The 22,897-nt window shown below is 70.1% G+C and carries 19 protein-coding genes and 2 pseudogenes; 3 read left to right on the top strand and 18 right to left on the bottom strand.

Going from position 1 to position 22,897, the window contains the following annotated elements; all coding sequences use genetic code 11:
• From WBA97_RS15615 to rplM, 8 genes and pseudogenes are all read right to left on the bottom strand, one after another.
• Positions 1 to 436: pseudogene (locus WBA97_RS15615) on the bottom strand (hypothetical protein); the annotation flags it as partial.
• 2 nt (positions 437 to 438) lie between these two features.
• On the bottom strand, positions 439 to 759 hold the full coding sequence (locus WBA97_RS15610) for a hypothetical protein (protein WP_424231531.1): 321 nt from the start codon (positions 757 to 759) through the stop codon (positions 439 to 441).
• Between the two features lie 170 nt (positions 760 to 929).
• Positions 930 to 1,505 carry a hypothetical protein gene (locus WBA97_RS15605; RefSeq protein WP_424231530.1) on the bottom strand — a complete coding sequence of 192 codons (576 nt, stop codon included), beginning with the start codon at positions 1,503 to 1,505 and terminating at the stop codon, positions 930 to 932.
• A gap of 2 nt (positions 1,506 to 1,507) precedes the next feature.
• Positions 1,508 to 3,610, bottom strand: coding sequence for a hypothetical protein (locus WBA97_RS15600; protein WP_424231529.1), 2,103 nt, complete (start codon positions 3,608 to 3,610; stop codon positions 1,508 to 1,510).
• Positions 3,610 to 3,963 (bottom strand): WXG100 family type VII secretion target, encoded by a 354-nt coding sequence (locus WBA97_RS15595; protein ID WP_424231528.1) that lies wholly within the window; start codon positions 3,961 to 3,963, stop codon positions 3,610 to 3,612. Before WBA97_RS15595 ends, WBA97_RS15600 begins: the two co-directional genes overlap by 1 nt.
• A gap of 145 nt (positions 3,964 to 4,108) precedes the next feature.
• Positions 4,109 to 5,443, bottom strand: a complete 1,335-nt coding sequence (gene glmM / locus WBA97_RS15590) for a phosphoglucosamine mutase (RefSeq protein ID WP_424231527.1) — start codon at positions 5,441 to 5,443, stop codon at positions 4,109 to 4,111.
• A 132-nt stretch (positions 5,444 to 5,575) separates the two neighbouring features.
• Positions 5,576 to 6,205, bottom strand: coding sequence for a 30S ribosomal protein S9 (rpsI, locus tag WBA97_RS15585; protein WP_424231526.1), 630 nt, complete (start codon positions 6,203 to 6,205; stop codon positions 5,576 to 5,578).
• Positions 6,206 to 6,245: 40 nt separating this feature from the next.
• Positions 6,246 to 6,689 carry a 50S ribosomal protein L13 gene (rplM, locus tag WBA97_RS15580; RefSeq protein ID WP_424231525.1) on the bottom strand — a complete coding sequence of 148 codons (444 nt, stop codon included), beginning with the start codon at positions 6,687 to 6,689 and terminating at the stop codon, positions 6,246 to 6,248.
• 193 nt (positions 6,690 to 6,882) lie between these two features.
• Between rplM and WBA97_RS15575 the strand changes: the two genes are divergently transcribed.
• Positions 6,883 to 7,779, top strand: a complete 897-nt coding sequence (locus tag WBA97_RS15575; RefSeq protein ID WP_424231524.1) for a hypothetical protein — start codon at positions 6,883 to 6,885, stop codon at positions 7,777 to 7,779.
• Between the two features lie 105 nt (positions 7,780 to 7,884).
• Here WBA97_RS15575 and WBA97_RS15570 read toward each other — a convergent pair whose 3' ends face one another.
• The 5 genes from WBA97_RS15570 to eccCa all read right to left on the bottom strand — a co-directional run bounded on the left by WBA97_RS15570 (position 7,885) and on the right by eccCa (position 15,388).
• Positions 7,885 to 8,175, bottom strand: a complete 291-nt coding sequence (locus WBA97_RS15570; protein WP_424231523.1) for a WXG100 family type VII secretion target — start codon at positions 8,173 to 8,175, stop codon at positions 7,885 to 7,887.
• Positions 8,176 to 8,232: 57 nt separating this feature from the next.
• Entirely contained in the window at positions 8,233 to 8,547 is a 315-nt protein-coding gene (locus WBA97_RS15565; protein WP_424231522.1) for a WXG100 family type VII secretion target, read from the bottom strand.
• A 198-nt stretch (positions 8,548 to 8,745) separates the two neighbouring features.
• Positions 8,746 to 9,384, bottom strand: coding sequence for a hypothetical protein (locus WBA97_RS15560; protein ID WP_424231521.1), 639 nt, complete (start codon positions 9,382 to 9,384; stop codon positions 8,746 to 8,748).
• A gap of 63 nt (positions 9,385 to 9,447) precedes the next feature.
• The gene (locus WBA97_RS15555) at positions 9,448 to 11,241 is read right to left on the bottom strand and encodes a type VII secretion-associated protein (RefSeq protein WP_424231520.1); all 1,794 of its coding nucleotides are present in this window, start codon (positions 11,239 to 11,241) and stop codon (positions 9,448 to 9,450) included.
• A 142-nt stretch (positions 11,242 to 11,383) separates the two neighbouring features.
• On the bottom strand, positions 11,384 to 15,388 hold the full coding sequence (gene eccCa / locus WBA97_RS15550; protein WP_424231519.1) for a type VII secretion protein EccCa: 4,005 nt from the start codon (positions 15,386 to 15,388) through the stop codon (positions 11,384 to 11,386).
• Positions 15,389 to 15,563: 175 nt separating this feature from the next.
• Here eccCa and eccD point away from each other — a divergent pair, with 175 nt between their 5' ends.
• Together eccD and mycP are read left to right on the top strand one after the other, a co-directional pair.
• On the top strand, positions 15,564 to 16,937 hold the full coding sequence (gene eccD, locus WBA97_RS15545) for a type VII secretion integral membrane protein EccD (RefSeq protein ID WP_424231518.1): 1,374 nt from the start codon (positions 15,564 to 15,566) through the stop codon (positions 16,935 to 16,937).
• 15 nt (positions 16,938 to 16,952) lie between these two features.
• Positions 16,953 to 18,386, top strand: a complete 1,434-nt coding sequence (gene mycP / locus WBA97_RS15540) for a type VII secretion-associated serine protease mycosin (RefSeq protein WP_424231517.1) — start codon at positions 16,953 to 16,955, stop codon at positions 18,384 to 18,386.
• 297 nt (positions 18,387 to 18,683) lie between these two features.
• Here mycP and WBA97_RS15535 read toward each other — a convergent pair whose 3' ends face one another.
• The 5 genes and pseudogenes from WBA97_RS15535 to WBA97_RS15515 form a co-directional block, all read right to left on the bottom strand.
• On the bottom strand, positions 18,684 to 19,478 hold the full coding sequence (locus tag WBA97_RS15535; protein WP_424231516.1) for an ESX secretion-associated protein EspG: 795 nt from the start codon (positions 19,476 to 19,478) through the stop codon (positions 18,684 to 18,686).
• Between the two features lie 4 nt (positions 19,479 to 19,482).
• Positions 19,483 to 19,836, bottom strand: a complete 354-nt coding sequence (locus WBA97_RS15530) for a hypothetical protein (RefSeq protein WP_424231515.1) — start codon at positions 19,834 to 19,836, stop codon at positions 19,483 to 19,485.
• A 13-nt stretch (positions 19,837 to 19,849) separates the two neighbouring features.
• Positions 19,850 to 21,262, bottom strand: coding sequence for a WXG100 family type VII secretion target (locus tag WBA97_RS15525; RefSeq protein WP_424231514.1), 1,413 nt, complete (start codon positions 21,260 to 21,262; stop codon positions 19,850 to 19,852).
• Positions 21,263 to 21,361: 99 nt separating this feature from the next.
• A complete protein-coding gene (locus WBA97_RS15520) occupies positions 21,362 to 22,165 on the bottom strand; it encodes an ESX secretion-associated protein EspG (RefSeq protein ID WP_424231513.1) in 804 nt (267 codons plus the stop codon).
• A pseudogene (locus WBA97_RS15515) lies at positions 22,165 to 22,897 on the bottom strand (hypothetical protein); the annotation flags it as partial. The pseudogene WBA97_RS15515 and the gene WBA97_RS15520, both read right to left, overlap by 1 nt.

Here is a 22,897-nt window from a genome sequence, read left to right as displayed (position 1 = left end):
GCACCTTGTCATTCACCGGCAAGAAATCCTCGAAAATCCGCAACGCATCCCGCGCCGCATCGAAAATCTCATCCGACTTATCGACACCCAGACTCGACCCCTCCCGGGGCAGCCGCATGTCCTCGATGTCGGTACGACCCTCTTCGACGCTCTCGTCGTTGAGCCCGGGGCTGTACCCGGCCTCTGCCGACTCTTCCTGCGCCGTTTCGTAGGCGTCGTCGGTACCGACGAAGCCGCCGACGAACGCGTCACCGTCGTCGATGTTGTAGTGCGCCTTGGTGCCGTCGGTGTAGTCGCTGACCTCGTCGGGCAGGTTGTCGATCCCGAACGGCCCGGCGTTCTCCCTGACGTACGCCGCGAGCAGGATCTCCTTGGTGTCCGCGGAGACGTACGGGTCGTCGAGGACGCCCTTGACCTCTTCCCAGGTCTTGGCCACGGTCAGACCTGAACCGAGTTGACGTTGCCCTGCGCGCCGCTCTCACTCTCGCTGTAGGTGGCGCCCGCGGCGTCGAGCTGCCCTGCGAACGCGACGAGGTTGTCGCACATGGCGGCGGAGCCCGCACCGAACTGCTCGATGGCGGCCGCGTAGTCGGCGTGGTAGGTCTGGTGGTCCTCGTGCTGGCCGAACTCGGCGGCCTGCACCTTGGCGGGCTGGACCTCCTCGACCTCACCCTTGGCGTCCTCGGCCGTGGTGCCGATGGTCCGGCCGACCGACGACATCTGCCCCGTGTCGGTCTCGTACCCGTCGGGTGCTTGCACGCCCGAGGTCGTGTTACTGGGCGGTGGCGTGTTCACGGAGTCCCCCTCCAAGTGTCCCTAAGCGCGGTTGCCCTCTTCGACGCGCGCCGACGGCGGCCGGTGCCATCGCATCTGCACAGAATGTACCTATCCACAGATGACGATGAGAGCGACCGGGGGATTTGCTTCCGCTACCGAAGCCAGGTCCGCCCGGACAGGTCGTCGTCCCCTTCGGCCCGAGGCGGCCGAGGGCGGCGCACGGGCCGTGCCTCCGGCTGCGGTTCCTCGTCGTCACGGGCCCCGAGCTTGAACGTTTTGCCTGGTGGGGGCGCCTCGTCGGCGGCGTCATCACGGGCGCCGAGCTTGAGCGTCCTGCCCGGCCGGGCAGGCTCGTCCCTGGTCTCCGGCTCGGCGGGCGGCGGCGGTGCGGCGGGCTTGGTCTCTTCCACCACCTGCTTGACCTGACGGGCTTCCTTGAACTCGTCCGCGCCGAGGGAGAGGGTGGACGGCCGTGGCCGGGGCTTGGGCTCCTCGGCCTGCTTGTCCTTCTCCTGCTCGGCGGCCAGCCGAGCGGCCTCGGCCTCGGCTGCGGCCTTGCGCTCCAGGGCGGCCGTCAGCTCCGCCTCTTCCTTGGCGGCCGCCTCGCGAAACTGTGCGTCGATCTCCGCGGAGCCCTGCGCGAGGTTCTCGAGCGTCTTCCTGCTCGCGTCGACGGCATCCTGGATGCGCCGCCGCGTGACGGTGGCGTCGATGTCCGCAAGTGACATGGCTACTCCGTGGCCCGCTCGTCATCGCCCAGCACGCCGTGCATGCTGTAGACCGGTTCGCCGCTGTCGAACAGGTCGCCGTGGACGCTCCACCCGGACCCGGCGCGGCCGGCTTCCGCGCCGCCACCCGCACCAGGCGGCGCACCGCCGCCCCCCATCGGCAACCCCGCGCCCGCCATGCCGGACGTGCCGGACGTGTCGGGCCGCGCGTCGTCGGAGGCCTTGGACAGCCCCGCCTCACCGTCCGGCTGATCGGGCACGAGCACCCCGGACACGGAGCCAGATGGCTCCCGGTCCGGGATCCACCCCGGCTGCGAGGCGGCGGGCCGGGTCTGACCCGCCCCGGCCTCGGTCGCCGTCGGCTCACCCGTGGTGGCCGCCGGTGCCGGTGTGCCGTCGCCATTGGCCGTCGACGTCGGGGCCGCCGGGCCAGGAGTGGCCTGCTGCTCCGTGCTCTTCGCCGCGGCCGCCGGAGCGGCCTCCTCCTCGGGTGCCGCCTCGGGCGGCGCCGCGACCTGATCCGCCCCCGCGACCTGGTCCGCCTCCGGCCGAGACGCGGTGCCCTGCGGTCCGGCGGCCGCCGGGTCGGCGGCGCCATCGGCGGTCTGTTGTTCGTCGAAGTCGAAGGTGTAGTTCGTGGGGTTGCCGGTGCCGTCGTCGACGGTGAGCTGGATCGAATCCGGCGAGAACAACGGGCGCTCGGCCGTGATGGTCAGCTGACCGTCCTGGATGACGCACTTGCCGTCGGTACGGGCGGGTACCTGCTCTGGCGCTTCGCTATCGGGCGCGGAGCCCTGGGGACCGGCCTGCTCGCCGGGTTGCTGGGGCGCGAGACCGCTGGCGGCGTCGAAGTCCAGTTCGTAGGTCTTCGTGTTGCCGGCGCCGTCCTCGACGGTGACCCGCACCCGGCCTTCGCCGTCGGGGCTGGTGACCCCGATCGTCCGGTCCCCGTCCTTGATCTCGACGGTGGCCTGCTGGTCCGCCGCGGGTTCCACGGGTGGCTCCTGCGCGACCGCCTCAGCGGGCGCGGCCTCCTCGGCGGGAACCGCGGGCTCGGGGATCGCGGGCTCTGGCATCAACGGCTCAGCCACACCGCCCGGGCCCGCACCGTTCCCGCCACCACCGGAGTAGTCGCCGCCACCGCCGCCCGGGGGTGGACCGGCGGCGGCACTCGTGTCACCGCCGGAGACCGGCGCGCCCCCGCCACCCCCGCCGATGACCCGAAGGCCGCTGAAGACCTCCTTGTTGGCGAGTTCGTAGACGTTGCCGAGAGCGGCCTCGTACAGCGTCGAGACGCCGTCCACCGTCGCCCCGACCGCTTCGAAGAACGTGCCGAGCTTGCCCCTGATCCCTTCGCGAGCCCGGTCGCACTCGTCGACCATGTTGCGCAGCATGATCAATGCGCGTTCCGCATTGTCCCCACACGGATCCGCCTCGGCGATCTTCCAGCGGCGTTCGGTGACGAAACGACCGTTGTACACGCCGGTCTGCTCGCCCCCCCACTTCGGGCACGTCATCTCGTGGCAGGGACAGGTCTTCAAGAGCTGGATGGGGCCGTACGGCTCCTTACCGGCCCGGTGCCACCGTTCCGGCGCCGAGACGTCGCTGAAGTTCAGGTGTGAGTTGACGCTGTCCTGAGCGAACTGGTCGAAGAGCACCCGCAGCTGGGACATGGAGTTGATGAGGCCCTCGCCGGAGACCTTCGCGTACTCGCCGTAAGCCGCCATCGTGCGCTGGACCTTGTCCATGGCGGCCTTGAAGGCATCGTAGGACTCCCCCTGCCAACGCTTGCCGAGTTCCGAAACGTTCGTGCCGAAGACCGTGGCGAAGTTGCTCAGCGCGACGCCGAGGCCCCGCAGCATGGCGCCGTCGTGTTCGATGCGGCCCCACTGGAGGTCGAGCAGCTTGGCGCGTTCGTCCGTGGCCTTGTGCGCCGGTCCCAGCTCCAGCTTCTCCAGGTAGCCGTTCGCGAAGTGCCGGACCGCCTCGTTGAGCCGGGGGCCGAGCAGGACCTCGTTGGAGTTGTCATCGAGGGTGCCCTGCTCGGTCTGGGAGGAGTTCTTGAAGTCCTGCCAGATGTTGGCCGTTGTGAAATTCGTCGTCATCAGGCACCGCCGGACTCACTCGGCGGCGTGCCGCCGTCGGCACTGGCCTCGATCTTGGTGAACTCGCCGACGCTGGCCGTCTCACCCGCGATGTTGAGGTCGGCGCTCGCCCCCAGCTGCGCCGCGATCTGGTCGAACAGGGAAGACAGCTTCGTCAGGTCCGGCCCGAGCATCCCCCACGACTTCACGTACTCGGCGCCGTCACCCTGCCAGGTCCGCCCGAAGCTCTCCGCCGTCGCGTTCGGCTCACCGAAACGCGCCGCGACGTTGTCGAACTGCTGCTTCGCGTCGGCCATGAAGGACGCGAAGGCCTGGATGGCCTCCGGGTCGACCTCCATACCACCACTCGCCATGGTGTGCCCCCTCGATCTTCCTTCTGCTCTCACCGCCCCGTGCTACGCAAGCACGGATCGTACGCCTGCGTACACAGCTAGCAACATACCGATCCCGCGTCCGAATCGGGGGTGGAATGCGGGATTTGTGACCGAGAGATGCTGGTCAGACGGCTGAGCTGACGACGCCGACCAGGCGTTGGGCCGCGGCTTCCGCCACCTCGAGCGAGAGGGCCTCGACCATCACGCGGACGAGTTGTTCGGTGCCGGACGGGCGGAGCAGGACGCGGCCTGTCTCACCCAGTTCGGCTTCCACCTCGGCCACTGCTTCGCTGACCGTTGTGGAACTGGTCACCGCTGCCTTGTCGGCGACCTTCACGTTCACCAGGACCTGGGGCAGGCGGGTCATGACGCCCGCGAGTTCGGCGAGCGGGCGGCCGGTCTCGGCGACGCGGGCCATCAGGCGCAGGGCGGTCAGCAGGCCGTCGCCGGTGGTGGCGTGGGTCGGGAGGACCACATGGCCGGACTGCTCGCCGCCCAGCGTGAAGTTGTTCTGGCGCAGCTCCTCCAGCACGTAGCGGTCGCCGACCGCGGTGGTGCGGAGGTTGACACCGTGTTCACGCATCGCGAGGTGCAGGCCAAGGTTGCTCATCACGGTGGCGACCAGGGTGTCGTCGGCGAGGTCGCCGGACTCCTTCATGGCCAGCGCCAGCACGGCCATGATCTGGTCGCCGTCGACCAGATTGCCTGCCGCGTCGATCGCGAGGCAGCGGTCCGCGTCGCCGTCGTGGGCGATGCCGAGGTCCGCGTTCTCCGCCAGCACCGTGTCGCGCAGGGAGTCGAGGTGGGTGGAGCCGCAGTCCTGGTTGATGTTCTCGCCGTCCGGCAGGGCGTGGATGGCGATCACCTCGGCGCCCGCCTCGCGGTAGGCCCTCGGGGCCGCCGCCCATGCCGCGCCGTTCGCGCAGTCGACCACCACGCGCAGGCCGTCGAGGCGGTGCGGAACGGCCTTCGCCAGGTGCTGGAGGTAGCGGTCCAGCGCGTCGGCGATGTCGTACACGCGGCCGACGCCCGCGCCCGTCGGGCGCGCGAACTCGACGCCCATGTGGGACTCGATGTCGTCCTCGAGCAGGTCCGGCAGTTTGTGCCCGCCCTCGGCGAACAGCTTGAGGCCGTTGTCGGGCATCGGGTTGTGCGACGCGGAGATCATCACGCCGAAATCGGCGCCCAATTCGCCGACGAGGTGCGCGACCGCGGGGGTCGGCAGCACGCCGAGCTGCATGACGTCGGCGCCCGCCGAGGTGAGGCCCGCCGACACGGCGGCCTGCAGCATCTCGCCGCTCGCCCTCGGGTCCCGGCCGACGACCGCGACCGGGCGGTGGGAGCTGTCGCGCTCCACCAGCACTCGCGCCGCCGCGGCCGCGACGGACAGGGCGAGCTCAGGGGTCAGATCGGTGTTGGCCAACCCGCGAACACCGTCGGTACCGAACAGCCGAGCCATCGTTGGCGATCCTCCAGGGGGGTCCGGAAAGCAAAGAACGCCGCGCCCGATGCATCGCAGATGCCGGACGCGGCGTTCCATCAAAGAGCCAGCGTGCCCGCCGGGCAGGCAATGCCTGCCCGGGACGCCGCCTCAGCGCTTGCTGTACTGAGGAGCCTTACGGGCCTTCTTCAGGCCGTACTTCTTGCGCTCCTTGACCCGGGGGTCACGGGTGAGGAAGCCGGCCTTCTTCAGGGCCGGACGGTCTTCGAGGTCCAGCTCGATGAGCGCACGCGCGATCGCCAGGCGCAGCGCGCCCGCCTGACCGGTGATGCCGCCGCCCTTGAGGTTGGCGCGGACGTCGAACGCCTCGGGCTTCTCCAGGATGACCAGGGGCTCACGGATGAGCTGCTGGTGCACCTTGTTCGGGAAGTAGTCCTCGAGCGACTTGCCGTTCAACGTGAACTTGCCGCTGCCCGGGGTGAGCCGCACGCGGACGACGGCCTCCTTGCGACGGCCGACAGTCTGGGCGGTCTCGCCACTGATCCGCGGCGCGGCCTTGGCCGGCGCCTCCGAGGCGGCGGCCTCGGGTGCCTCAGCGGCCGGTGCCTCATCCGCAGGTGCCTCGGCGGCCGGTGCCTCAGTGGCGGGTGCCTCAGTGGCGGGTGCCTCCGTAGCGGGCGCCTCAGCAGCCGGTTCCTCGGTGGCCGTTGCCTCGGTGGCGGGCGCCTCCGTGGCTGGCGCCTCTGCGTCGGGCGCCTCGGGGGTCTCAGGGGTGCTCAATGATCCTCGCTTTGCTCTACTTGCTGGCTAGCAAGTCCATTTACCTGCTGACCTTGGCGATCTCGAACGGCGCCGGCTGCTGCGCGGCATGCGGGTGGTCCGGGCCTGCGTAGACCTTCAGCTTCTTGCCCTGGGCGCGGCCGAGTTTGTTCTTCGGCAGCATGCCCTTGACAACCTTCTCCAGCAGCCGCTCCGGACGAGTGTCCAGCAGCTCGCCGAACGACTGCTTGCGCAGACCGCCCGGGTAGCCGCTGTGCCGGTAGGCGAAGGCCTGGTCGCGCTTGTTGCCGGTCAGTACGACCTTGTCGGCGTTCACGATGACCACAAAGTCACCGGTGTCGACGTGCGGCGCGAAGGTGGGCTTGTGCTTGCCCCGGAGCAGCGTGGCGACATTCGAGGCGAGCCGCCCGAGAACAACGTCCTCGGCGTCAATCACATGCCAGGTGCGGGCCACCTCGCCTGGCTTCGGGCTGTACGTGCGCACGGATCTACCTCGTCGTCATTTGCGTCAGGGTGCATGTGCGCTCATGCGGACATACGTCCACGCCGCGCAACAACATAGGAAGATACCCGTCGGCCCGGAGGAGGGTCAAAGCGGCCCCCACCCGGTGGCGGGTGTCACGCACTATCGTGCACGTCGACGGCGTCTTCCAGCAGGTATGCGAGGGGCAGATGAGATGAGGGTCACCCAGGTCGCCCGGCCGCTCACGAGCGCCGTGCTGTGCGTCGCCGTGGCCGCGGGGTGCGCCCAGCCGACGACGGGACGGCCGGTGGCGGACCCCGCCACGGCCGAGCAGGCCACCAAGGACGCCGTGGCGCGTGGCATCGACGCCTTCCAGGACCACTTCGCGAACTTCGGCGACGAGCACGCCACGGTCTACAACTACCTCAACTTCGGCGACACGAAGATCACGACCGAGCACGAGTCGTTCAAGGTCGGCGACCCGCCCTCGGTCCTGTCGAAGCGGCGCTACTCCTCGGACGGCGACTGGGCGGAGACCTTCACGCCGCCGGAGTCGACGGTGGACTACGTCAAGCTCGACGAGGACCACCAGTTCCTCGCGCCGACCCCGTACGTGTCGGTGCCGACCTTCTACGCAGGCGGCTTCGAGACGTGCCTCCTGCTGACCGCGTGGGCCGCGTGCAATGTGGACACCTCGATCGGACAGACCAAACTGGACGCACCGGACAGGCAGCCGAGCGAGGCGCGGGCCACCGAGAACGGGTTCGAGGTGACGACCGGCGCGCTGCTCGGCGTGATGCTCGACGAGGGCATCGTGTCGATCCCGGAGGAGCAGCGCGGGGACCTGACCGAGGCGATGCTCGACACCGTGGTGCCGGTGACGATCCGGCTCGACAAGGCGATGAGGTTCACCGGCTTCGTGGTCCGCGGCAAGGTCACCGACGGCGAGGCGCCGAAGCTGGAGATCCAGCTCGAGTACGAAGTGCTCGGTGAGGCGAAGAAGTCGGACCTCCCCGACGTGCCCCCTGCCGAAGAGATCACCGTGATCACCGACAAGGCGGCGCTGGACCAGTTCTGGGAGAAGTTCAACGACCGCACGCCGGAGAACTGACCACACCCGACAGTGCGGAGTGGATCCGCACACATGCAGGCAAACGAGTGGGGCCCGGGATCTCTCCCGGGCCCCACTCGCGTGTTCAGACGGTATCGCCGTGAATCAGGCGTCCCAACGCTTCTGGTTGCGGTCCTCAGCGTCACGGTAGCCGTCGGTCGACTGGATGACAGCCGTCTCGATCTTCGCGAGCACCTGGCGAAGGTGGTCAGCCGAGGTGAACCACTGCTGCTTGGTCGACTGGAAGCCGGCGCTCGCGCCACCTTCCCAGATCTGCTCCAGGTTGCTGATCTGCGACGTCAGGTCGTTGAGGTTGCCCTCGATGGCCGCGACCTGGTTGTGGATGTCGCCGGAGAGCTGCTCCAGCGAGCCGAATGTGACCTTGATGTCGCCCATTTCTAACTCTTTCTCCTAAGTGTCAAAGACGAGGGATGAACCTGGTGATCGGACGACTCAGCCGTCGGACAGCGTCGACATGATCGCGGAGACGTCGGACGCCGCCGTGTCTTCCTGCGCCTGGTAGTCGCGGGCCGAACCCGAGACCTGCTCGGCGATGTTGAAGAGCGCGGTGTTCAGCTTCTCGAAGTCGGACGAGTACTGCATCATCAGGTTGGTGAACGCCTGAGCGGCGGCACCGGACCAGGCACCCTGCACCGAGTCGACGGCCTGCGCGAGCTTGCGGCCGTTGTCCTGCAGCAGCTCGTTCGTCTGGACCATCTGGTCCGACGCGGTGAGCAGTTCCGGTGTCCCAGTCTTGAAGTCACCCATTAGAAAGAACCCCCTTCAGCGGGTCTGTTTCGGTCGTACAAGCTCTTTGGTTCGTACGCCTCCTGCGACGTAGACCCTGCCACGTCTGGTTCCACGTTGTCGTCATCTGGTCGGAGGTCGTTGCGAGCGTGAACGCGCACCGCGATCGCACAAGGAAATCCGCGGGCTGAATGACTGCCTCGGCGCGGGCGGGCGGAGTCAGTCGCCGGGGTCGGACCTGCGCGGCGACGAAGCGTCTGACCTGCCGTTTTCCGGCTCCACGACGTCGAACACGGCACCCAGCATGCCCTCTGGACGGTAGGATTCGACGGTTGCGTCGAGGAGGATTCGCTGTTGCGAAAAGTCCTCATCGTCATCGCTCGTACCGGCCCGCTCGGCACCCGGTGAATCGATCCGGCCCATTTCCTCGTCCTCGGGCGGCTCGACGGCACGGCTTTCGTCCTCGGCCGGTTCATCTGGAGCGTCGACATCGAACAGGACCCGGTGCTGGGAGAAATCCTCCTGCTCGCGGCCTGGCGTGGATTCCGGTGCCGGGTCGGGAAGACGGGCGATCAGCGCGCCGGCGCCGGGCAGCTCCTCGACGGGCAACCCGTTGGCAGTGCGGAACTCCACGGCCTCGGCACGGGACTCCGGCGACGTCGGCGTGACCTCGCCGCGGCGAACTCCGCGCAACTTTCCCGTCTTCGCCTGCGCGCCGAGCTCGCCGGTACTGCGCCGGAACTCCTCGGACACGGCTCTAGCCTCGCGCGACGCCCGCCGGGCCCTGGTCAACGCAGTGTCGACCTCCGCGATGAAACGCCTCGCGGCCTGGGAAAACCCGCCGTCCTGCCCGGTCATGCAGGCCAGAGTACCCAGTGTCCGCCCTGCCGAGCACCGCGTGAGGGGCCTGGCCCGGTCCCATCACTCCGCGATGGTCACCGTCCGCACGATCGTCTCGCACGCGGCGGCCACCGCCTCGCCCCTCGCGCCAGCGTTCTCGCGCTGGCAGCCGACGCTGACCTGCGTGCGACCCTGGAACAGGACATACCAGTCGACCGTCGCGTCCTTGTTCGGCAGCGACTGCCGGTAGTGGATCACGTCACGGCCCGCGAACGCCGCCTCGGCGTCGAAGTCCGAGAACGCGGCACCTGCGGCCTGGAAGTCGTCGCGCAGCTTGCCCACCGCGCGGGCCCGGTCCTCGGTGCTGTCGAACGACAGGCGGATCTGCTCGACGAACACCACGTCGTCGCCGTTCCTGGCCTCGGCAGGCTTGACCTCGGTGCGCAGCTTGGCCGGGTCACCGCCGGTCTGCACCCAGCCCTCCGGCAGCGCGAACTGGTACTCGTACTGGGCGATCAGCCTGCTCGGCTGCGCGGCCGTGGTCTCGGGGAGCGCCCGGGGGTTGCGTTCCGTGTTGTTGCCGAGCGCGAGCACCAGCACGCTCGCGGCGGCCGCCACGAGCGCCGCGGCGCCCCCGATGACCAGCAGCTGCCTGCGGCGTGAGCTGGGCGGAGCCGGTGGCGGGGGCAGCACCGCGCTCGGCCGGGGCGGAGCGGTCTGGCCGAGCGGGGCCGAGCCCGGCCTGCGGACCTGGGGCCGGTCCCTGCGAACCGGCACCAGCACCGCGCCCGCACCCGGGGTGTCCTGGGTCGCGGTGGGCGCCACCGCGAGCAGCGCGCCCCGCGCCACCACGGTCTCCGGCTGGTCGAGGGTGGTCGGCACGACCCCGCACCGCTGGTGCACCAGCCGGGACACCAGCGGGATCCGGCTCGACCCGCCGACCAGGAAGACACCCGCGAGGTCGGCGGGGCGCACACCCGCCTCGGCGATCGTGGCCGCGGTGAGCCGCGCCGCGCGGTCCACCTGGCCCGTGATCAGCTTCTCCAGGTCCGCCCTGGTCACGTGCACGTCCGGGAACGGCGGCGGCATCGGCACATCGGTGTAGGTGTGCCGGGAGAGCGTCTCCTTCGCACCCTGCACGTCCTGGCGGATCACGCGCCTGCGTCTTCGGTCGGCCAGCTCACGGCCCTCGACGAGGGTGCGCCACGCCGCCGGATCGGTGGCCGACACGACCGAGCCGACGTGGTCGAGCAGCAGCTGGTCGATGTCGGCGCCGCCGAACGTGTGGTCGCCCCTGGTCGCCAGCACCTCGTGGGTGGGATGGCGGCCGCGGACCACGCTGACGTCGACGGTGCCGCCGCCGAGGTCGAACACGGCGAGCGCGGCGCCCCGCCCGCCGGTGGCCGGGAACCGCTCAGCGTGGAACACCGCGGCCGCGACCGGCTCCGGCACGAGCACGATCCGCGAGGCGAGACCGTTGCCGGCCTGGCGGAGCACCCGCGTGCGGATCCCGCCCCAGTCCGCGGGGTGGGTGAGCACCAGCTGGTCGACCGCGTCACCGCCGCCGACGCGCCGGGCCTCGTCGACCGCGCGCCGCAGTACCGCACGGATCACGTCGCGCACCTTCACCACGCTCGCGCCGAGCAGCAGCTCGGTCTCGTCGATGCGGCGCTTCGGGTGCGGCTCGTAGCGCGACGGGTCGATCGCGGCCTGCCGTTCCGCCTCCTGCCCGACGAACACGCCGCCGTCGGGGGCCGCGTACACGGCCGACGACATCAGCGGCAGCCCGTCGACCGTCACGACCTGCGGTTCGCGGCCGGGGACCGCGATCGCGACACACGTGCTCGACGTGCCGAAGTCGACCGCAACCCGCACTGGCCCGCCTCCCCGCGATCAAAAGTGTCGGTCGCGTCCCAGCCGACTGTGCGGACACCCGGCGACCTGGGGCCGGGTGCCGGCACGGTCCCGTGAGGTTCCGTCCGTCGGCGCGAGACACCGGTGCGACGTGGTCTGCTCCTCAGCTGTCCGGTTGGATCCAGGCGACCTGGATCAGCTGCTGGCCCGTCTTGCGACTGACCATCGTGCCCCGGCCCGGCGGCATGGTCGACGGCCGCACAGTGCCGATCAGCGCGCCCTCGTCCCGGCTGCCGCTGCCCTGCAGACCGGGTGCCGCGATCTCCTTCAGCTTGCCGAGTACCGGGTCGTACATCGCACGCGATGCGCCGCCGGTGCGACGTGCCGCGATGATGTGCAGACCGACGTCCTTGGCCTGCGGGATGAACTCGGCCAGCGGCTGAAGCGGGTTGTTGTTCTGCGGGCACACGAGGTCGTAGTCGTCGCAGATGATGAACAGGTCCGGGCCCTTCCACCAGGAGCGGGTCTTCAGCTGCTCCTGTGTGACGTCCGGACCGGGGAGGCGCTTCTGCAGCGACTTCTTGACCTCGGTGATGATGCCGCCGAGCTGGTTGGACGACACGGCGTACGCCAGCAGGTGCTTGGTCTCGATGAACCCGAGCATCGTGCGCCGGTAGTCGATGAGGACGACGACCGCTTCCTTGGGCGTGTACCGCTCGGTGATGCCCCGCACGATCGTGCGCACCAGGTTCGTCTTGCCGGACTCGCCGTCCATCAGCGCGAAGAAGTGCGGGTCCGACTCGAAGTCCAGGTACACCGGCGCGAGTTCGTCCTCGTTGACGCCGATCGGGATGAGCTTGGTGTCGCGGTTCTTGTCCTGCGCAACCAGCTCCTCGTACGGCATCTGGTCGGGCAGCAGCCGCACCTGCGGCGCACGCCTGCCGCGCCACCCGGCGTTGATCTTCGCGATGGCGTCCTGGACACCACCCGCGACGTCCTCGGCGTTGCTCGACCCGTCGATCCGGGGCAGGCCGACGAGGAAGTGCAGCTTGTCGCGGGACAGACCGCGGCCGGGCGTGCCCTCCGGCACGTTGACCGCGACGCGCCGGTCCACCTCGGACTCGCTCGCGTCACCGAGGCGCAGCTCGAAACGCGTGCCGAGGAGGTCCTTCATCGCGGGCCGGATCTCCGCCCAGCGGTTGGCGGTGACGATCACGTGCACGCCGTAGGACAGGCCCTGGGCGGCGATGGTCAGCACCTGCGACTCGATGGCCTCGAACTCCTGCCGGAAGTTCAGCCAGCCGTCGACGACGAGGAAAACGTCGCCCCACGGGTCCTCCCGCAGCTCACCGCGGCGCTTGCGGTTGCGGAAGTCGGTCATGGAGTCGATCTGGTTGTCGCGGAACAACTGCTCGCGCATCGCCACCAGACCGCCGACCTCGGCGACCATGCGGCGCACCTTGTCGGGGTCGAGACGGCCGGCGACACCGCCGACGTGCGGCAGGCCCTGCAGCGTGCCGAGCGTGCCACCACCGAGGTCGACGCAGTAGAACTGCGCTTCCTCCGCGGTGTGCGTCAACGCCATCGACATGATGAGCGTGCGGATCAGCATCGACTTGCCCGACTGCGGACCACCGGCGATCGCCGCGTGCCCAGCGGCACCGGAGAAGTCCGCCCACAGCAGGTCTCGGCGCTGCTCGAACGGCTTGTCGATCAGGCCGAGCGGCGGCTGGAGCCTGCCGTTGCCGAAGAAACCGACCGGCGAGAGGCCGCGGTCCTCGGTCGGCTGCAGCGGCGGCAGCAGCGTGTCGAGCGAGTTGGGGGTCTCGAGCGGCGGCAGCCACACCTCGTGCGCGGGCGGGCCCTGCCCCTGCAGCCTGGACACGACGACGTCCAGCTCGCTGGGCTCGGTCGGCTGGTTCTGCTCCTGCCTCGGCGCCTCCTGGATCTGCGCGGCGGGCTTCTCCGGCTCCTTCGGGATCTCGATGTAGTCCGGCACGAACAGCTTCGCGCGCCGGTCACCGGAGACGACCGCGGCCGGGCCGACGGTCTGGATACCCGCGGGGCGGTACGGCCCGGACACGTACGCCGCCTTGAACCGCACCATCGTCGACGTGTCGAACTTCAGATAGCCAGAGCCCGGGATCGACGGCAGCTCGAACGCGTCCGGCACACCGATCGCCGCGCGGGACTCCGCCGCGGAGAAGGTCTTCAGGCCGATCCGGTAGGACAGGTGCGAGTCCAGACCACGCAGCTTGCCCTCCTCGAGGCGCTGCGAGGCGAGGAGCATGTGCATCTGGAGCGAGCGGCCGAGGCGGCCGATGGCGACGAACAGGTCGATGAAGTCCGGCTTCGCGCTCAACAGCTCGGAGAACTCGTCGACCACGATGAACAGCGCGGGCAGCGGGTCGAGGTCGGCGCCGTTCTCGCGCGCCTTCTCGTACTCCCACACGTTCTTGAAGTTGCCGCCGTTCTTCAGCGCCTCCTGGCGCCGGTTCATCTCACCGGCGAGCGCGTCCTTCATGCGGTCGACCAGGGTCAGCTGGTCCTGCAGGTTGGTGATCGTCGCGGCGACGTGCGGCGCCGAGTCGAGACCGAGGAACGTCGCGCCACCCTTGAAGTCGACGAGGACGAAGTTGAGCGTCGTCGACGAGTGGGTGGCCAGCATCCCCAGCACGAGCGTGCGCAGGAACTCCGACTTACCGGAACCGGTCGCGCCGATGCACAGGCCGTGCGGGCCCATGCCCTCCATCGCCGCTTCCTTGATGTCCAGCTCGACGGCCTGGCCGAACTCGCCGACCCCGAACGGCACGCGGTAGCGGTCGCGGATCGGCCTCGGCCGCCACGCCTGCTGCACGTCGAAGGTCATCGGGTCGCCAGGGATGCCGAGCAGCTCGAGCAGCGTCGGGTTGGACAGCAGCGGCTCCTCGCCACCGTCGTCGGCCGCGGCCGCGCCGAGCCGGTACGGCGACAGCTTGCGGGCCAGCGCCTCCGCCTCGGCCACGGTCATCGTGTCCGGGTTGGCGAACCACTCGACACCGCTGGCCGAGCGGGCACCCAGCCGGTCCTCCTCGACCACGAGCCGCAGGCCGCGGCGGGCGGTGAGGTTGCCGAGGCTGTCGGAAAGGTCCATCAGTGTGACGCCGACCAGGCCCTCCTCGAGGATGATCTGCTCCTCGCGGGTCACCTCGCCGTCGTCGATGACGATCACGACCTGCGGCTGGTCGGGCTGCGGCGGCGCGTTGCGGGTGAACCGCTGCCGGTCGCGCAGCTCCTCGTCCAGCCAGTCCTCGATCTGGGCCAGCGAGCCGGCCATCATCCGCATCGGGCCGATGCCGTCGACCATCGAGGGGTGCTGGGAGTGGGGCAGCCACTTCGCCCACTCCCACTCCGCCTTCGCACGGCCGGAGGTCACCACGGCGATCAGTACGTCGTCGGGCGTGTGGAACGTCACAAGCTGAGAGAGCAGTGCGCGGGCGAGGCCCCGGGTCAGCTCCCTGTCACCGGACAGGCCGACCGCCGCGAAGCCGCGGATCGCGATCTGGATGGGCAGCTCGGGGACGATCGAGTGCGCACGGACGAACCGGCGCAGCGCCAGCGTGGCGATCGGCTCCAGCTCGTCGACCGGGCCGGTCTGCGGCGGCACGAGCCGGGTCGCGAGGCGCTGGGAACCGCGGCCGGCGCGCAGGTGGCAGAAGTCGGGGTCGGACTGGCGGCGCTCCCACATGCGGCGGCTCGTGGCCATGGACCACAGCGCCTGGGGGTCGGGGTGCACCCACTCGAGCGCGGAGCGCTGGTCGAGCGAGGCCTCGCGGGCCCGGTCACGCATCTGGCCGAGATACCGCAGGTAGTCCTTGCGGTCCTCGTTCATCTCGGCCTTCTTCTGGCCGCCGCCGCGCCCGCCCTGGCCGAACATGCCGACCATGGAGAACATCATCATCATCGGGAACAGCAGCGTCACCGGGTTGCGGCCGATGGCGCCGCCCGCGGTGAACATCAAAGCCATCATGCCCAGCATCGCGACGATCATCACGACGGGCATGAGCTTCATCAGGATGTTGCCGGGGATGACCCGTGGCACCTCGGGTGGTGGCTCGAGATGCACCTCGCCGCCGGGCTGCCGCGGCGCGGCCAACCGAGGTGAACGCTTGAACTGAAGCGTGCTCACCAGCTACCCCTCATCCTGTCCGAATCCCCAACTTGACCGAACCCGCGCACGAGCCGCGAGCGGCAAGGCCATACTAGGGGCCGCCACCGACAGCATTGGGTGGTTATGGCAAGACCAAGAGTTGTGATGGTGAGGGGGCTGCGGGGTGGCTACCGGTACGACAGTGTTCAGCCGGGTGACGGTGGTTGCACCGAGAACCCGCATCGACGTCGCGCTCCCTGCCGGGGTCGCCGTCGCCGACCTGCTGCCGATGCTGCTCGAGATGGCCAAGGAGGCCACTCCGGACGGCGGAGCGCGGCACGGCGGCTGGTGCCTGGCGAAGCTGGGTGACGCCCCGCTGGACCCGAGCCGCACGCTCGCGTCCCTCGGCGTGGTCGACGGTGAGCTGCTGCAGCTGCGCAAGCGTGCCGAGAACCCGCCGCCGCCCCTGTACGACGACGTGGTGGACGCGATCGCCGAGTCCTCGCCGGACAGCTACCGGCCGTGGACGAAGCAGACCGCGAACCGCATCGGCTACATCGCGGGTGCGCTCGCGCTGATCGTCGCGGCCATCACCGTGCTGATGACGGGCCCGCTGTTCGGCGGTTCGCACATCGGCGCGGCGATCGCCGCCGGGTCGGCGGCGATCGTGTGCGTCGCGCTCGGCGCGGTGATCGCCCGCGGCTACCAGGCGGAGACCACGGGCGTGCTGATCGCCGCCGCGGGCGGGCTGCCCATGGCGTTCGTCGCGGGGCTCTACATCGTGCCCGGCGAGACCGGGCGGGCCAGCCTGCTGCTCGCGTGCGCGCTGGTGCTGATCGTCTCCTCGGCGTCGATCATGCTGATCGGTGCCGGGGTGACCACGTTCGTCGCGGCCGGGTCCGCCGGGCTCATCGGCGTGCTCGCGTTCGCCATCGGCACCCTGATCGCGCACCCGGCGCCGGGCATCGCGGCGGGCACCGCCGCCTTCTCGCTCGCCGCGCTGTCGGTCCTGCCCAGGGTCACGATCCAGCTGGCCAGACTGCCGCTGCCGAACGTGCCAGGCAGCGCCGAGGACCTCAAGGAAGACTCGGGCTTCCCGGACTACCAGTCCATCGAGCGCCGCGCGGGCCTCGCACACGAGTACATGACCGGCATGATCATCGGCCTCGGCGCGGCGGCGGCGATCTCGGCGATCATCACCGCGAGCAAGTCGGACTTCTGGGCCATCGCGATGGCCATCTCCGCGACGCTCGTGCTGCTCCTGCGCGCGCGCACCTACGCCAACGGCAGCCAGGCCATCGCCCTGCTCGCCACCGGCATGCTGTCGGCGGCCGGGATCATGATCGGCTGGCTGATCGGCGCGGACACGTTCGACCGGCTCCTGTGGGTGTTCGGCATGCTGGTGCTGATCGCGGCGGCGTCGCTGGTGCTCGGCGTGATCTTCCCTGAGCAGCGGTTCTCGCCGCCGCTGCGCAGGACCGTGGAGATCATCGAGGCGATCTGCATCGCGGTGATGCTGCCGCTCGCCCTCGCCGTGATGAACCTGTACGGCGCGCTGCGGCACGCGAACATCCTGCCCGCCAACTAGGGGGACCTGCTCGTCATGGCCGTTACCCGAACCAAGCGGGTGCTGTCCGTGCTCGCCGCAATCTCGCTGGCGTTCGCACCCGCCATGCCCGCCGCCGCGCAGCCGGACCCGTCCACCGACGAGGACGCGGGGCTCGCGACCCCGCCTCCGCTCCCACCGGACTTCGCGACGCCGGTCGACAACGGCGAGCCGGACCGGGCGTACACGCCGAAGACGCAGTGCGTCGCTTCCAAGGGGTCGACGGCGCCGCTCGAGCACAAGCCGTGGGGCCAGGACCTGCTGCGGTTCGAGGACCTGTCCGACTTCGCCACCGGCAAGGGCCAGAAGGTGGCCGTGATCGACACCGGTGTCTCGCCGCACGACTACTTCCAGAACCGGCTCGAGGGCGGCGGCGACTACGTCATCAAGCCCGACAACGGGCTCAAGGACTGCGACGGCCACGGCACCGAGGTCGCGGGCATCATCGCGGCGGACCCGAGGAACGAGGCGATCGGCTTCCGCGGCATCGCCCCGGCGGCCGGGATCGTCAGCATCCGCCAGTCGAGCGCGAACTACGAGTTCAAGGACCCGACCACGAACCAGAGCGTGTCCGCGGGCAACCTCGGCACGCTCGCGAAGGCCATCGTGCGCGCGGCGAACACCCCGGGCGTCACCGTGATCAACATGTCGGTGGACTCCTGCAGGCCCGCGTCGCTGGGCGGGATCGCCACCCCGGAGCGGCAGGTGCAGGCCGCGCTGCGGTACGCCGTCGAGGAACGCAACGTCGTGCCGGTCGCGTCCGCGGGCAACCTGCCGGAGGGCGACTGCAAGGAGCAGAACAGCCCGGACCCGAAGAACCCGACGTGGCTCGTGATCCCGCCGTGGTTCTCCGAGTACGTGCTGTCGGTGGCGGCGATGACCGAGGACGGCAGCGTCGCGGAGTTCTCGATCACCGGCCCGTGGGTGAGCGTCGCCGCGCCGGGCACCGAGATCATCTCGCTGGACCCGGCGAACGCGACAGGCCTCGCGAACCAGACGGTCGACGAGAAGAACAACGCGCAGCCGATCCAGGGCACGTCGTTCGCGGCGCCGTACGTGGCCGGGCTGGCCGCGCTGGTGCGGGAACGGTTCCCCCAATTGAACGCTCGGCAGGTGATGGACCGGATCATGTCGACCGCGTCGCACCCGGCCGCCACCGGCGGGCGCGACAACCTCGTCGGCCACGGCATGATCAACCCGATGGCGGCGCTGACCGCGTTCATCCCGGCGGAGGAGAACATCGCGCCGGACAAGGCGATCGACGTCCCGTTCGAGATGCCACCGCCATACGAGCGCAACTGGACCCCGATGCAGGTCGCGATGATCGGCTCAGGCGGCGGCGTAGGCCTACTACTGCTGACCCTCTTCGTGGTCCGCACAGCCCGCCGCAACCGCCCAACAGAAGAAGAAAAACCCCGCCCAAGAACCTAACCCCCGGGCGACCCCACCCGTCAGCCCCCGCGAGTCCACGCCAAAACCCGCGAGTCCACGGTTCAGGACCCGCGAGTCCACGGTTCAGGAACCGGTGAGTCCACCGTTCGGAACCGGTGAGTTTGCCGTTCGGAAACGGTGCGTTGGCGCTTCTGCGCATGCACGAACCGCCAACTCGCGGGTCCTGAACCGTAGACTCGCGGGTTCCGAAACGAGGACTCGCGGGTCCTGAACCGTAGACTCGCGGGTTCCGAAACGTGGACTCGCGGGGGTTTTTGGCGTGGAGTCGGGGGGTGGTTAGCGGGCTTTTAGGGCTAGTTTGCGGATTGTGTCGCGGATTTCTTCGCGTGGGAGTGGGTTTACGCTCATCCACTCCGCGTCGCCGGCCAGGCGGTAGCGGCCGCGTTCCGTGTCCAGCCAGCGCAGTTCCTCGCCGACGCGCTCCCACTGGTCCTCGGTGTCGTCGCGGCGGGCCACCCCGACCTGGCCGTTGCCGAGCACCGGCTGCAGATGCGACACCATCCGCCGTACGACCCGGTCGTCGATCCCCTGGGACGCGAGGATCTCGTCGACCTCCTGTGCCATCAGCGGCTCGTCCCGGTCGACGAGCGCGCTGAACGCCGCCTCCAGTGCCCGCCTCGGCAGGCTGAACGGCGCGGTCAGCGGTGCGTTCACCTTGGGCACGAGCCGCACCAGGTCGTCGATGGCCTCGTCGAGCGTCGCGGCCTTCATCGCGATCATGCCGTCGTCCGACGCGAGGTCCTGGGTCACCAGCAGCGCCTCGTCCCGGTGCACCAGCACGGCGGCGGCCAGCAGCAGCTCTTCCTTGGCCAGCACCATGTCCAGCACACCGGTGCACGACCGCAGCAGGAACACGAAGTCCTCCGCTACGCCGAGCGGCCCGTTCTCGTCAGCGAGGCCACGGGCGGTCAGCTGCTCACGCGCCGACCGGAACAGGGACATCTGCTCGACGTCGCTCTGCCCGGAAGCCGGGATCTCCAACGGGAAAGGTGCCTCGACCTCTGCGAACACGCACAGAAGATCCACCTCGACGGGGTGCAGGGGTGCGCCCGCGTTGACGCGCAGTTCCATCCCGTCAGATGTACCTGTTCTTGGTCGCGTTGTCTGCGTCCACCTGGAGGTACGTGCCCGCGGTGTGCTCGGCCGCCCGCACGAACTCCTCCATGTGCGCGACGGCCACGTTCAGCTGACCGCGCAGCCCCGTCTCGCTGCCCATGCGGTCGGCGAACTTCTCCGCCAGCTCCTGCCCGGTGGGGCTGGTGCCGAGCATCGGTGCGTAGTCCGGGGTGGACAGGTCCTCGACCTCGCGGGTGACCGTGTCGAGGTGCCTGCGCACCTCCGCGACCGTGTCCGCGAACACCTTCACCTGGTCCGGGTCCACCGCCCAGCCGCCACCCGAGCCCGACGGCGCCGATTCGTCGACGTACATGCGTGTCTTCTCCTCAGAGCCCGATCACGGGTGGTGCCGCCTTGAGGTCCGTCGAGAAGGGATCCTCCTCGATCGGCACCCTCCTGCGGTGCTCGCTGTTCTCCTCTTCCTCGGCGCGCCGCCCGCCCGCACCGCCGCCGCCCATGCCGCCGAGCGCACCGGTCTTGGCGAACCGTCCACGGCCCCGGTAGTCGCGATCACCACGACCGCCCGCGCCGCCCATGCCGGCACCCGGCACCCCGGCACCACCACGACCCGCGCCACGCCCACCGGCACCACCAGCGCCACGTCCTCCGACACCACCAGCGCCACGCCCACCGGCACCACGGCCGCCAGCGCCGGCACCGACGGCGCCGCCGCGACCAGCACCAGCGCCGCCACGGCCGCCCCCGTACGGGCCCATCGCACCGCCGCCGCGACCAGCGGTCAACCCGCGACCGGAGCCTGACCCGCGACCGGTCCCGATCCCCGGCGGCATCCCGCCGAGGGGACCGCCGAGACCGCCGCCCGCACCGCCGCCACCGCCGGTCCCGAGCCCGGGCGGTCCACCGCCCGGCTGGAGACCGGTCAGCGACTGCCAGCGGGCGTCCGGTCCGGCGCCCGCGAACGATGGCGCGGTGACCGAGACGTTGTCCACCGGCGTCGGCCGGGGCTGGAACGGACCGCCGACACCGGGCGGCACCGGTGGCCCACCCGGCCTGCCGATGCCGTCGTCCGGGTTCGGCAACGTGCCGCCGCCGGGGTTGGACCCGTCGGAGGGGGCGCCGAACTGCGGAGTGGTCTGGTCGATGCCGAGCAGGGCGCCTTCGTAGCGCTCCATGGTCTGCACGGCCTTGCGCTTCATCTTCTTCTTCTTGGACCCGAAGCCGAAGACGCTCGCGATGCCGCCGATGGCGGCGCCGAACGCCGCGCCGATCGGTCCGGCCACCATGAACCCGGCCGCCGCGCCGCCACCCGCGGTGCCCAGCCAGTTGTTCTTCGGCATGCCCGGCATGGTGTCCTGCGCGGACCGCAGGGCGCCGCTGGCGTCCATGATCGGCCCGGACATCTGCTGCGCGGTGTCGCCGAGCTCACCGATCCAGCGCGCGTTGGTGGTGACCTTGCCTACCGCCTGATCGGCGGCCGTGCCGGTCCAGTACTGCATCAGCTTGTCCAGCGACCGCGTCAGGTCCTCAGACGCCTTCGTCACCGCCGAGCCGTGCCTGCTCCACTCGCCTGCCAGCGCGTTGAGCTGGGCGGGACTCGACCGCTCGGCCACCATCTTGATCAGTGACTCGAGGCCGAAGCCGTTCCAGTGCACCCCGCCGCTGACCCACAGGTCGTTTTCCTCGCGCCTGCGCCTGCGGTCGTCCTGAGCCTGCTGCGCCGCCTGCATGGCGCGGCGTCGTGCGTCCGCGACCTGCTGGAGGATCTGCTCGAAGCCCACGCCTCTGCCCCTCCCCGATCATCGATTCCGATGGTCACGTTAGCGGATGCCGGCGACGGAAAGCAGGCCAAAAGGTCGCAACTTTTCGCAGGCAAATGCTCAACGGCGAAGTGACAGTGCGAGACCGCGTACCGCCGCCGCCACGTCGTTCCCGTGCATCGGGTTGACCGACAGCCAACCACCGTCGTCGCCCTCGACCAGTTGGAACCGTCCGCGCCCGGTGTCCAGCCAGCGCAGCTCCGGCCCGACGCGCCGCCACTGGTTCGCGTAACCGGCCCTGGTCGCGAGCCCCATCTGCCCGTTGCCCAGTACCGGCTGCAGGTGCGTGACCAGCCTGCGCGCGAGGCGGTCGTCGATGCCGTTCGCCACGAGCAGCTCGTCGAACTCGTCGCGGCCCAGCGGGTCACCCTTGCGGCTCAGCAGCACCCGGTAGACCCGGTCGAGTGCGGCCTTGGGCAGGGAGAACGGGGCGGTCAGCGCGGCCTCGTGGTCGGGGATGAGGCGCAGCAGCTCGTCGACGGCGTCGTCGAGGCTCATCTCCGCCATGCACAGCGAACCCGCCCCGCCCAGCTCCTGTGTGGTGAGGACGGCGAGATCCTGCCTGGCGAGCAGCACCGCGCCCAGTACGTCCTCACCGACCGACAGGACGAGGTCGAGGGTCATCGCGGCGTCCTGCAGCAGGTAGGCGAACGCCTCCGCGACGCCGAGCGGCCCGCGCTCGTCGGCGAGCCCGCGGGCGGCGAGGCTCTCACCCGCCGCACGCAGCACGGCGCGGCGTTCGTCGGTGGTGGTACCGGCCGACGGCACGCGGAGGGGGAACGGCGGCGCTGATGCCGCCGCCGAACACAGGAGGTCGACCTCCGCCGCGCCCACGGTCACGGCCGACCTGGCGCTGATGATCATCAGCCGGGCTTGCCGTGGCCGTTCCCAGCCGGCCGCTCGTCCCGCGGCTTGCCCTCGCCGGGCTTGTCATCCCGATCCGGCTCGCCGTCCCGGTCCCGCGCATCGTCCTCGGGCTTGTCCTCGGGCTTGTCCTCCGGCTTGTCCTCGGGCTTGTCCTCGGGCTTGTCCTCAGGCTGCTCGTCCGGCTGGTCCTGAGCTTCGTCCTCTGCCGGACCCTGGTCGTCCTCGTCCTCGTCGTTGTCGTGATCGTGGTGGTATTCGTGGTCGTGGCCGTGGTGGTCGCCAACCCCGTAGTCGGCTGGCTCGTCCTCCCACTCGACCTCGAACTTGAACTTGTCCATCTCCTCGGTGGCGTTCTCCTCGGCCTGCTCGTAGGCCCGCGCCGCCTCCTCGGCGGTGGTGACGAACCGCTCCATGCGCTTCATCGCCTCGGTGAGCATCGTGCGCAGGCCCAGCTCGGAGTTGAGCCGGTCGTCGAACTTCTTCGCGAGCTGGCGGCCGACGGGGCTGGTACCGAGCTGCGGGTCCAGTTCGGCGCCCTGCATGCGGTCGACCTTCATCCGCACCGCGTCGAGGTAGGAACGGGCCCGCACGACGGCGTCACCGAACGCACGTAACCGGTACGAGTCGACCTCCCAGCCGCCGGTGGCGTTCGCCGGGGCGGCCATGGTGGTCGCCGCGGCGGGGGCCGCGGTGGTCGCGGGCAGCGCCACGGCCGGCTCCGGCATGGCG

This window comes from Actinophytocola sp. (assembly GCF_049647105.1).
In the GTDB taxonomy this organism is placed as follows: Bacteria; Actinomycetota; Actinomycetes; order Mycobacteriales; family Pseudonocardiaceae; genus Actinophytocola.
Note: the sequence above shows the minus strand (reverse complement) of the source record. Positions and strands in the feature narration are given on the sequence as shown.